This window comes from Amycolatopsis mediterranei (assembly GCF_026017845.1).
GTDB lineage: Bacteria > Actinomycetota > Actinomycetes > Mycobacteriales > Pseudonocardiaceae > Amycolatopsis > Amycolatopsis mediterranei.
Genome location: NZ_CP100416.1, coordinates 6,729,395 through 6,741,128, shown reverse-complemented (window position 1 = coordinate 6,741,128; position 11,734 = coordinate 6,729,395). Strand labels below are relative to the sequence as shown.

Annotated in this window: 9 protein-coding genes; 7 read left to right on the top strand and 2 right to left on the bottom strand. The window is 66.5% G+C overall.

What is annotated here, in order from left to right:
• Window positions 1-546: 546 nt before the first annotated feature.
• Genes cas3 through cas6e form a run of 7 tightly spaced genes read left to right on the top strand, consistent with a single transcriptional unit; the run spans window position 547 to window position 8,070 of the window.
• Window positions 547-3,108 carry a CRISPR-associated helicase Cas3' gene (gene cas3, locus ISP_RS29760; RefSeq protein WP_320109484.1) on the top strand — a complete coding sequence of 854 codons (2,562 nt, stop codon included), beginning with the start codon at window positions 547-549 and terminating at the stop codon, window positions 3,106-3,108.
• Window positions 3,105-3,425, top strand: a complete 321-nt coding sequence (locus ISP_RS29755; RefSeq protein ID WP_013227615.1) for a hypothetical protein — start codon at window positions 3,105-3,107, stop codon at window positions 3,423-3,425. Before cas3 ends, ISP_RS29755 begins: the two co-directional genes overlap by 4 nt.
• Entirely contained in the window at window positions 3,356-5,002 is a 1,647-nt protein-coding gene (casA, locus tag ISP_RS29750; protein WP_238535561.1) for a type I-E CRISPR-associated protein Cse1/CasA, read from the top strand. Before ISP_RS29755 ends, casA begins: the two co-directional genes overlap by 70 nt.
• Complete coding sequence (gene casB / locus ISP_RS29745; RefSeq protein ID WP_013227613.1) at window positions 4,999-5,595, top strand: type I-E CRISPR-associated protein Cse2/CasB; 597 nt, start codon at window positions 4,999-5,001, stop codon at window positions 5,593-5,595. Before casA ends, casB begins: the two co-directional genes overlap by 4 nt.
• Complete coding sequence (gene cas7e, locus ISP_RS29740) at window positions 5,592-6,722, top strand: type I-E CRISPR-associated protein Cas7/Cse4/CasC (protein ID WP_013227612.1); 1,131 nt, start codon at window positions 5,592-5,594, stop codon at window positions 6,720-6,722. The genes casB and cas7e overlap by 4 nt, the downstream gene beginning before the upstream one ends.
• Window positions 6,719-7,429, top strand: a complete 711-nt coding sequence (gene cas5e / locus ISP_RS29735) for a type I-E CRISPR-associated protein Cas5/CasD (protein ID WP_013227611.1) — start codon at window positions 6,719-6,721, stop codon at window positions 7,427-7,429. Before cas7e ends, cas5e begins: the two co-directional genes overlap by 4 nt.
• Entirely contained in the window at window positions 7,420-8,070 is a 651-nt protein-coding gene (gene cas6e / locus ISP_RS29730; RefSeq protein ID WP_013227610.1) for a type I-E CRISPR-associated protein Cas6/Cse3/CasE, read from the top strand. Before cas5e ends, cas6e begins: the two co-directional genes overlap by 10 nt.
• A gap of 731 nt (window positions 8,071-8,801) precedes the next feature.
• Here cas6e and ISP_RS29725 read toward each other — a convergent pair.
• Together ISP_RS29725 and ISP_RS29720 are read right to left on the bottom strand one after the other, a co-directional pair.
• Entirely contained in the window at window positions 8,802-9,056 is a 255-nt protein-coding gene (locus ISP_RS29725) for a hypothetical protein (protein ID WP_230468433.1), read from the bottom strand.
• Between the two features lie 641 nt (window positions 9,057-9,697).
• Window positions 9,698-10,729, bottom strand: a complete 1,032-nt coding sequence (locus tag ISP_RS29720) for a restriction endonuclease (protein WP_013227609.1) — start codon at window positions 10,727-10,729, stop codon at window positions 9,698-9,700.
• Between the last annotated feature and the right edge of the window lie 1,005 nt (window positions 10,730-11,734).

The window sequence follows — 11,734 nt, the reverse complement described above, 5'->3', positions numbered from 1 at the left end:
ACGACTACGAGAAGTCGCTGCCAGTGGTTGCTTGAACTGTGTAAGCCCCTGTCCACCGTTCGGGGTGAACCTCAGAGAGGACTAGCCCCGCGTGCGCGGGGACGACAAGACGCAGGGCATGGACGTGTGTTCCAGGCGTCGGGACAGCTCGGCGTCTGCGGGGACAATCAAGGTCAACGCCGATCTTCGCACGCTGCTCGACGACGGACCGGCCCCGCGTGCGCCGGAGACGACGCATGGTCGGCCAGCCTCAGCGCACGAACATTGAGACCAGCCCGTGCGCGGGGATGACGCCCACCAGCGACCGGAATCCTCGGCGCGCCGTGACCACCGCGGCGTGCGCAGGGATCACAGGGTGAACCAGGACTGGCCGCGGCCGTCGCTGGGGCCAGCCCGCCGGTGGGGGACGACGACCCCGACCGTCCGAGGCACTCGGAAGTGAATGACCGATCCGCGTACGTGGCGGCGACTGGCTGGTAGCCGGCGTCGCCGCGTACTGACCGGACCAGCTCCGCGCGGGCCGTCATCACAGTATGGCAATTTGTTATGGCGGGATACGTCGAGGGTCTCAGCGGTGGAGCTGCATCCTGGCCCGGTTTGACAACGGACGTGAATTGTCCAGACCTTGTTGTAGCTGGCGATTTCAAGGGGGGAGGTGGCGGAGGGATGTTTGAGGCAGGTATAGAGTGCCGAGCCTTAGCTGGCGATTGGTGGGGAAGCGCAGTCGAGGGGGACGCATGGTTAGGGGTGCGTGGGGCGGTGTCTGATGTTTGGCTGCCGTGGGGAAAGTCGGCGAAGCGAGCTGGTTGTCATCCGCTGATCTGTCACATGCTGGATACGGCGGCGGTGGCGGAGCGGTTGGCGCCGCTGTTGTTGCGGGGGAGGGTGCGGTCCGAGCTGGCAGCAGCGTTCGGAGTGCTGGGTGATGCGTGGGGCTGGACGGCGTTCTTGTGCGCTGTTCATGATCTTGGGAAGTATTCGCCGACTTTTCAGGCGTTGAATTTTCCGTTGTCGTCGGCGCGGCTGGGGTCATGGGCGGTACGGGATCTGGAACTCGTGGCGAAGCTGCATGGGGTGCCGCGCCGGGTCGATACGCCGCATGGATTGCTCACCGCGTTGCACTTGCAGGAGCTCTTGGTCTCATGGGGTGCGTCGAGGCGCACGGCGGTCATGATCGCCGCGGCTCTGGGTGGGCATCATGGTCATTTCCCGGCCGGTGAGGTCGTTGCGCAGGCCCGGCGTGAGATCAACGCCCATGGTGAGCGGGTGTGGGCGGAGCAGCGGACGACCTTGGTCGCCGAGTTGGCTCGGCTCAGAGGCTTGCCGGACCCACGGACCCTGGACTGGGCGCAGGTGGACCTGTCGGTCCCGGCGGCGGTGGGGTTGGCTGCGCTGACGACGGTGAGCGACTGGATCGCCTCGGATACGAGCAACTTCGCCTTCGCCGAAGACGAGGTCGATCTCGCGGCTTACGCCAAGGATGCGGCTGTGCAGGCTGAAGCGGCGGTTGATCGGCTGAAGATGAGCTCCTGGTCGCCTCCTGGCGGTGCTCGTTTTGATGAGCTTTTCGGCCAGTCGCCTCGCTCCGTGCAGGAAGTGATCGAGCGGGTGACCGCCGACCTCGAGGGGTCGGCGCTGGTGGTGGTGGAGGCGCCAACCGGGGAGGGAAAGACGAAGGCCGCGCTGCAGGCCACTGCGACGATGGTTTCTCAGTTCGGTCTGGCGGGGTCGTATCTTGGGATGCCAACACAGGCGACCAGCAACCAGATGTTCGCCGTGATGCAGGCGATGCTGACGCGTCTCGGCGATCCGACCACGGTGAGCTTGGTGCATTCTGCGGCCCGGGAGGTCCTGGCGGAGCCCGCCGAGGTCGGTGTGGACGAACCGGGCACGCTGGATGCCGAGGCGCAGGCGTGGTTCACGCGCAAGCGGAGCCTGTTGTCCGTGCTCGGGTGCGGGACGATCGATCAGGCGTTGAAGGGGGCGTTCCGGTCGGGTCACGTGTTCGTCCGGCTGGCGGGATTGGCGAACAAGGTGGTCGTGTTCGACGAGGTCCACGCCTACGACACCTACATGTCCACTCTGCTGCAGCGGCTGCTGATGTGGCTGGGCGCGCTGGGCGCGCCGGTGGTGCTGTTGTCGGCGACGTTGCCCTCGAGCCGCCGAGCCGAGCTGATCGCCGCGTGGCAGGCGGGGTACCGCGGCTGCTACCCGCAGGAGATCAACGTCCCGCCGGCGTCGAAGCCGTACCCGCGTGTCACCGTGGCCGACACTGCCGAGGTCGTTGACCATCCGGTGGAGATCTCGGAACTCAACCGGGACCGCGTCGTCCACCTCGAGCACGTTCCCGACGAGCGGGTGGTCGACTGGTTGCTGGTGGCTGCGCAGGGTCGCTGTGTGGCGGTCGTGCACAACTTGGTCCGGCGCGCCACCGAGACCTACGCCGAGCTGGAACGCCGCATCAAGGAGCTTCCCGAGGAAGATCGGCCGGTGTTGCTGGCAATCAACGGCACCTTGCCCACCGGCGCGCGGCGACGCGTCGAGCAGGAGCTGCAAGGCTTCTTCGGTGAAAACGGTATGAGGCCGCGTCGGGCAATCGTGGTCGGGACGCAGGCGATCGAGCAGAGCCTCGACCTCGATTTCGACGCGCTGATCACCGACCTGGCACCGATCGACCTGGTGTTCCAGCGCGCAGGCCGGGTGCACCGCCACCGCCGCGACGCGGCGCGAGGCCGGCTGACGGTGGCGATTACCGGGGTCGTCGACACTCCGGCTGGGCCGCAGTTCCCGGCGTATCTGCGGACGGTGTACGCGCCGATTGTGCTGATGCGCACCTGGGCCGCGCTCAAGGACCTCGATCGGATCGAGTCGTGGACGACGATGGCGCAGCTGGTGGACGAGGTGTACGGCGATCAGGTCGCGTGCCCGCGGGGTTGGGAAGCAGCGTGGCGCCGGGAAAGTGACCGTTTGGCGGTCGCGCAGCACAACGATCGTGAGGCTGCGGCGGAGTCGTATCTTCCGCAGCCGCACATGGTCGAGGTGCTATCCGAGCTGACCGAACGGCCTCGTGCGTTGCGAACTCGGAAGTCCACGGGGAGGAAGCGTTGACCGGAGGCGACGACGAACTGGCCGAGCTGTCGGTGCGGGTGGTTCTCTACCGCCGCGACCAGGACGGCGAGCTGAAGCCGGTGTATCCGGACTCGGATGGCCTGCTGGAGTCGGCGACGGTGCTGGCGGCGCCGATCAACGTGCCCGCGGCGGTGGTGCGGGCGTTGCTGGATTCCGAGGTGCCCGCGGACTTCGCTGCGGATCCGTGGCTGAACCGGCATCGTGCGCTGGTGTTCACCGACGGCCAGTGCCGCGTCGCAGGGTACGAGCTGCGATATCACGACAAGTTCGGGGTCTACGCGAGCGAGGAGACATGAGCGCGACCTTCGACCTCACCACCGAATCGTGGATTCCAGTGGTCTACCTCGACGAACCCGACGGTGCCGAGACACTGGTGGGACTGCGGGAGCTGTTCTCGTCAGCACACCGGATCCGTCGAATCGTGGGGGAGACCCCGCCGATGACCGCGGCGCTGTATCGGCTGGCGCTGGCCATCTTGCACCGCGCCTACGGGCCGGCTCGCTTGCCGGAGTGGGAGAAGTTGTGGACGACCGAGACGTTCGCCCCGGCGCTGCTGGCCGCCTACCTCGACCGGCCGGGCCTGTCCTTCGACCTCTTCGATCTGCAACGTCCCTTCCTGCAATGCCCGGGACTGCCGGAGGGCAAGAAGTCGACGGTCGCGAAGCTGATCCCGCACCGGGCCGTCGGGAACCGGGTGACGCTGTTTGACCACACCACCGCGCAAGACCGGGTCGAGCTGACCCCGGCGGCTGCGGCGCGATGGCTGGTGACAGCACAGGCCTTCGACCCCGGTGGGATGAAGACCCCGTACAAGACCGACAAATCATCCGAGCGGGCCCCCTGCAACTACTTCGGCGTCGTCCTCGTCGAAGGCGCCAACCTCAAGGAAACGCTGCTGCTGAACGCCGTGCGCTACGACGCCCAGGCCTCCGACGACGCACCGGCATGGGAGGCACCGACACCGTCACCGGAACCGGACAAACGCCGATCGCGGGGATGGACCGACGTCCTCACCTGGCCGTCACGGCGCATCTGCTTACTCCCAGAGCACACCAACGGCGCAACCGTGGTGGCGAACGCAGTTCTTACGCCCGGTACGCGCCTGGTCGGTGAGCGTCCGGAGATCGAACGCATGGCCGCCTACCGAACTCCGCGCACACCGAGCGGCAAACCGAAACCGGACGCGCCGATGCTGCCGATCCGGCTGCAACCAGTCCGCGGCGTGTGGCGGCACAGCGTCGAGCTGCTGCTGGTCGACCCCTGGTCCGAAGAACGCACCCGCCTGCGTCCGCAGGCGCTCAAACAGCTCGCCACACTCGCCGAACACGGCTCCATCCCGGCCGACACCGTGTACACGCTGAGGGTGTTCGGCCAGCGGCTCGATGCGAACGCGAGCGTCGTCGAGGCATACCTCGAAGAGGAAGTCCCGGCGCCGGTCGCCTTGATCCGGGCCGGGGACGACGCGTTGACCGGGTTGGTCGGGTGCGCGATTGAGCTGGCCGAGGAGGCCGGCGCGGCACTGCGCGCGATGCAGCGGGAGTACCACAAGGACATGCGCGCCGAGCCCGACGTCACGTTGGATCTGGCCTACTGGCCCGCGCTGCCGACACCGTTCGCCGCGTTCTTGCGCGCTCTGAACGACGCGCGCTTGGCCGGGCAGTCCGAACAGCGCGCCATGGCCGGCTGGCGACGCGCGGTCACCTCCGTGGCGGAGCAGGCCGCGGACAGCTGGGCTGCCGGGATTGCCGCGGATGGACGCAGCCTGAACATGATCGGCAAGCACTTGGGCGCCGTCCTGGATCGGCTGCGCACGATCGCCCGCACGTACGACGCCCAGATCGCGAAGTACCTCACGAAGGACGGCCACGAGTGAGCACACCGGTTGCCCAGCGGCGGGATGGGTTCATCTCCGCCCTGTACGCGTTGAACGCCGGCCTCGAGTCCAGCATCCCGAAACGGCGCTCGGAGGCTCGCCAGGTGCTGGCGCGGCTGCGTCGCAGCCTGGTCACCGCGCGCCCGGAACCTGCCGCGTACGAGGTCGTGTTCCGCCATGACCCGCCCGAGTCCGAGCAGGACGCCTGGATACTCGTCGCGGGGTTGTTCGCGCTGCACCCAAAGGCCAGTCGCCGCGGGGACCGTTCGATCGGCACCGCGATGCAGGCGCTGCAGGACAAGCGCGGCGACTCGGCCACCCGCCGGTTCGAGCAGCTGCTCGGCCGGGACCGGGCCGGGCTGCCGCACCATCTGCGCCAGATCGTCCGCTTGCTGGCGGCCGAGGGGATCCCGGTCAACTACGCCGCCCTGCTCGACGACCTTGTCGTCCTGATGGGCGACAAGTACAGCGAGGACACCGCGCACCGGATCCGGCTGCGCTGGGCCCGCGACTTCCACCGCAAACGCAAAACCACCACGACCGACAACGGCGAACCGGCACCCGCCCCGACCACTGTGGAGAACCCCGCGTGATCATCGAACTTCACCTGCTGCAGTCCTTCCCGGTCAGCAACCTCAACCGTGACGACGTCGGCCAGCCCAAGACCGCCACGTTCGGCGGCAGCACCCGCGGCCGGATCTCCAGCCAGTGCCTCAAACGCTCCGCCCGCCAGCTGTTCACCGACCACGGCCTGACCGACACCGAAACCGGCATCCGCACCAAACGGCTGCGCAACGAGGCGGCAGCGCTGCTGACCAAACGCGGCCGCGACGAGCAAGAGGCAGCCGGAGTGGTCACCGCCGGACTGGAACAGCTCGGCTTCGGCGTCGACCAGGACAAGGGCCTCACCGAATACCTGCTGTTCGTCGGCACCACCGCGATCGAACACCTCGCCGGCTACTGCGACGACCGGTGGGACACGCTCGCCGCTGTCGCCGCGGCCAAGGACGGGAAGAAGAAGCCGGCTAAGGCCAAACCGGACAAGAATGACCTCGCCGAGGCCAAGCGGATGCTCGACGCCACCCGTGTCGCCGACGTCGCCCTGTTCGGCCGCATGATCGCCGACAACAAGGACTTCAACGTCGACGCCGCCTCCCAGGTCGCCCACGCTCTGTCCACCCACGCCGTCGCCACCGAGTTCGACTACTACACCGCCGTCGACGACCTCAAACCCGAAGCGGAATCGGGCGCGGACATGATCGGCACCGTCGACTTCAACGCCGCCTGCTACTACCGCTACGCCAACCTCGACCTCGACCGGCTCCGCCAGAACCTCGCCGGTGATGACGAGTTGGTCGCCCGCGCTGCCCGGGCCTGGCTCGGCGCGTTCATCCACGCCGTGCCGAGCGGGAAGCAGAACTCGATGGCCGCGCGGACCATGCCCGACACCCTCCTCGGCGTCGTCCGTGACGGCGGAGCCTGGAACCTGGCCAATGCCTTCCTCAAGCCGGTCACCGGCGAAGACATCATGGCCGCCTCCACCGCCAGCCTCACCCAGCACTTCCAGCAGCTACGCGCGTTCTACGGCTCCAGCAGCATCCGAGCCGCCGTCGCGGCATCGGTCACCGGGCAACTGCCCGACATGGACGGCACCGACACCGCCGCCAGCATCGACGAGTTCACCTCCCGCATCCTCGCCGCCGGGACGACACCGGCATGACCCACACGCTGGCGCTGTGCTTCGACGCCCCCATGCAGTCCTGGGGTCTACGCTCCCGCGGCATCTTGCGTGACACCGCCCGAGAACCCACCAAATCCGGAGTCGTCGGACTGCTGGCCGCTGCCACCGGAGTCGAACGCGACGACGAAGCCGGCATCGCCACGCTGGCCGCGCTGCGTCTCGGTGTCCGCGTCGACCGGGAAGGCCTGCTCGAACGGGACTACCACACCACGCAGAACGTGCCCACCACAACCGGATCCGGGCACCGCACGGTCGTCAGCGAACGCTACTACCTCGCCGACGCCCTGTTCCTCGTCGCGATCGAAGGACCAGAAACCCTGCTCAGCGAGCTGGCCGATGCGGTAACGAACCCTCGCTGGCCGCTGTTCTTTGGCCGCCGCGCCTTCGTGTCCGCCCGTCCGCTGTTTGACGACGGTCTCCATGCTGGCAACCTTGAGCAGATCCTGCGTGAGCACCGCTGGCTCGAACACCCCGACCGAGCCGGTGCGATGATCCCAGGTCAGCAGCAGATCGCCTTACGCACCGTTGTCGACTGTCCGACCGGCACCGTGGGTGCCGAACCACGTCACGACGTCCCCCGCTCCTTCGCCCACGGTGCCCGTAGCTTCGCCACTCGCACGGTACTCGTCGGCGAAGTCCCGCTGACCGACAACATGATCCCCGCCGGAGACACCACGTGTTCCTGAGCAAACTCACCATAAATGTACACTCGCGCACCTTCCGCCGCGACTACGCGAACGTCCATGACATGCACCGGACCCTGATGTCGGTCTATCCCGACGTCCCCGCCGACACCCCGAAACGGCAAGCCCACGGCGTGCTCTGGCGCCTGGACAGCAACCGCGGCAGCTACGTCCAATACGTCCAAAGCCACACCCGCCCCGACTGGGACAAGCTCCCCGACGGACACCTGAACGCACCCGCCGAAATCCGTCCCCTGCAACCAGTTCTCGACGCCATCACCGCCGGCCGGAAACTCGCCTTCCGCTTCGTCGCCAATCCCACCAGGTGCGACAACAAGACCCGTCAACGGATTCCCCTCCGGCAACCGGCCGACCAGATCGACTGGCTGATCCGCCAAGGCCAAACCCACGGCTTCGTCATCCCCGCCACCGCAGCCGGACCTGACATCGCCATTACCCCCACCGCCACCATCACCGGACGCAAAAGCGAACCGAGCAAGATCACTATCGAACCGGTCCGGTTCGACGGACACCTCATCGTTACCGACCCAGCCGCCTTCACTGACGCCTTCAGCAACGGCATCGGACGCGCCAAAGCCTACGGCTGCGGCCTGATCAGCCTCGCCCCATCGCGAACGCTCTGACATATGACGGGAACAACATGGGGACCAGCTCCGCCTGCGAGGTGGGGGCGATCGGAGATGACGGTCTGCGACGCGAGAGCGCAGGGCCAGCCCCACCCGCGCGGGGATACCAAGCCGAACTCGTTCATAACCCGGACGGAGCTCGGACCAGTCCTGTTTGCGCGGGGACGACGTCCTGACGGGCCTGGGAGGAGGCTTTCTGCGGGACCAGCCCCCCTGCGCGGGGTGACGGCACGATCGTGTGGGAGAACATCGTGAAGATGGGACCAGCCCCGCCTACGCGAGGACAACTTCACCACAGTCGGGTTGTCGCCGGACTCCTGGGGACCAGCCCCGCGTGCGCAGGGACGACAACCTCGGCGAGTACGACCGACTCCAGATCCAGGGATCAGCCCCGAGTGCGCGGAGACGACGTGGACTGGCGGCTCGGGTTCAACCCGGAGACGGGATCAGCTCCGCTTGCGAGGGGACGACGGGGGCGCCAGGAGTCGTGTCCTGGGACCTACGGGACCAGCCCCGCTTGCGAGGGGACGACACCTCAATGAAGTAGGTGTGGCGCTGTTGTCGGCGTCAGCTCGACTCGTGCTCCGACCGAGGCCCCCCTCGATCAGCCAGCCCATGGAGCTTGCTCACGACGTCGCACACGCTGCTTTCGGTGCTGCCCTCAACTGCCACGACCGACGGAGTGCCGGTAGTCGCACGCTCGCTCAGTTAGGCTTCTGCGAGTCCTCCTACCTCTCTTTCGTGGCCATCCGGCCGTGACCGTGGCGCCGACGTCGAAGTCTGAGGCGAATCCACGCTGGGACAAGTCCGCACACCAGGGCAAAGAATGCGGCGCCGATCAGCGCGGTCAGCCATCTGGGCAGGCCGCTCGGCGGACCGAGTGTCAGTACCGACACGAAGTCGAGCGCGGCCCATGCCAGCATGAACCAGAACAACCAGTCCCGATAGACCGGCGCGTCGAACAGTCGCAGCACTGCATTCATCCGCTTCGGCAACGGCGCCGGCGGAACTGAGAATGTAGTACCGACATCGTCGCCAGTCCGGAGTGCGGTCCCTCTTCGTTCTGGCGTCGTTCTGTCGGAAGGGACTGTATCGCCTGATGAATTTGATGCGGTCGTGCCGGGAACTGCGCCTGGGTCGCTACTCTTCTGACGTTTCTCCGGCAATAGACCGGCAATAGACCGGGAGTCGGACGATCGTCCCTTTCTTCCTTGCTGGTGTCAGTTATGGACCGTGTGGCAACGGTCGCCATCGCGAGATCCGCGTGTAGTCTGAGATCGCCCAGTTCGGGTGGCAACCGCGCGCGAATGACAGCAAACGACATGCGGCCGCGGTTAGTTGTAGCCTGGTAGGCGGCTAGGTACAGGTCACCGTTGACTGCCAACGCAAGCTCAGTGACCGAGGGTGCTAGCGCGACTCGCGCTAACTCTCGGCTGGTCCATGTTTCAATCTCCGTCCAGCGAAGGGAAACGCTGTCGCCAACGGTCAGGAAGGAGGTTTCATCGAGCGCGATTAATCCCATGGGATTCGACTGAGCGTCGGTATGCCGTGACTCCTGATCGGTCGCTGGCGACGAGACAAGATAGCCTGCGTTTCCGACCGTCAGTAACGAATCGGCAGAAAGTCACGCCGAGGTGAATGCATTGGCGGGCGAGTAATTAATTTTATGCCGTTTTTGAAGGCCGAGCTTGTCGTCCAGTCTGGTTACGGAGGCGCTGTGGTCGAGCAGTCCGCCGTTGTCGAAGACCCAAAGACTGCCATCTGGATGCCGGCATAGGCAGCTGTTCCCAGAAAGACCGCCACCGACTGTCGTGATCTGGCCATCGCGAAATAGCCCCACGCCGGATCGACGGAGGAACACGATCGATCCGTCCTCGTTGGCTAGCACGTTCCGCTGGCAGTCAGGCACCGGCGCAGCCATTGTCACCGTGTGCGCCTCGAAGTCGACGTCGAGAATTCCGTGTTCAGTCGTCACCAGCAGACTGTTCTGGCCGTGACAGGCGATCCCGAGTTGACCGGATTCGATGCCGGACAGAACGACCTGCGCGTCCAAACCGTCGACAGCTTCAAGCAGGGGGCCGTCAGTCATCTCGCTCGGCGGCCCGAGGCGGATGTCGGGTATCTCGGCGGGCGCGAACAACTGGGCGAGGGGGGTGTACGGCTCACCGTAGAACGAGGCCCGATCGCGAACCAGGTTGAACAGCTCCTGTGGCGGCACCAGTCCGCCGAGCATGGCTTCCCAGTGTTCGATGCTCAGGAGGAGCACTTCGAGCCGGTCGCCGTCGGCTATATCGTCGAGAGCTTCTGGGCTGTAGCCCGACATGGAGAGGAATACACCGTAGGTGCCGGACAAGCGCTGCCGGACGCGTTTCTGCAGCTTGGCGATACGTCCGGTGTCCGCCTTGGTCTTCTCCCACTTGGCCTCGACGACGAAGCGGACGCCGTCGATGGCGAACGCGACGTCGATCTCGCCGGCGGCTCGGACATTGGCCGTGGCCTGGATGCCCCAACATTGTAGGAGTTCAGCGATCATGTTGTTGAAGCGCTGACCACGTGTCTGAGGTGTGTGCCCGGTTAGCTGCTGTAGCTGCCCGTACTCACTGATGAGTTGCCGCCATCGGTCCATGTCAGGTAACACCCGGACAGTCTTGCGCATCCGCACGGTTACCTCACTTTTAACCCCAACTGGCAGCGAACGCAGTTCAGATAGTGCTCTCGGCGGAGAGCTATTGTCGCTCTCCGCCGGACCGGCCCCGCGTGCGCGGGGACGACAGCTTGTCCAGGCCGAGGAAGTCGGCCACCCAAGGACCAGCTCCGCGTGCGTGGGGACGACAACGGCGGCATCCGAGCGGTGTGACCGGCATGGGACCAGCCCCGCGTGTGCGGGGACAACCTCACCATCCAGCACGCGGGCATCTACTTCGTGGGACCAGCCCTGCGCGTGCGGGGACAACGACTACAAGGCGGTCGATTGGCCGGTCGTGCAGGGACCAGCCCCGCGCGTGCGGGGACAACACTTGCTGACCTGCGAATCTATCATTGGAAACAGTGTTTCTCGTTCACTTCGCTACTGACGGGACGACTCGGCGGTGATGAGGTCGGGCGGGCCTTCTCGGGCGTAGCCCGCCTCTCGATGGGGAGTCCGGCGACGTCCTGGGAGGAGCCCCGCGTACGCGGGGACGACAAGGAACGCGACGACCGGCTCGCCGTCGTGTCGGGACCAGCCCCGCGAACGCAGGGACGACTGCGTGAGGATCGCCTCGGGCTTGCCGGTGTGGGGACCAGCCCCGCGTACGCGGGGACGACTACCGCTGCCCGGCCGGGGAGAGGCCCTTCACCGGACCAGCCCCAGGTGCGCGGGGACGACATCGTGCTGCCGGAGGTCCTCAGCGAATCGATCGGACCAGCCCCGCGTACGTGGGGACGACAGTATCCGGAACCTCCGCCGGGTGCTGGCCGAGGGACCAGCCCCGCGTACGCGGGGACGACGGGAACGAGGTGTTCGTCGAGCGCGGCATCGTGGGACCAGCCCCGCGCGTGCGGGGATAACGACGACTGGCACCACTGGATCGGGCAGCCGGGACCTAGGGCCTGTATCGAAGTCGGTCAGAGCCATTCGTCGATGGCTGCGATGTGGATGGTGGCTTCGTAGCGGACAGCG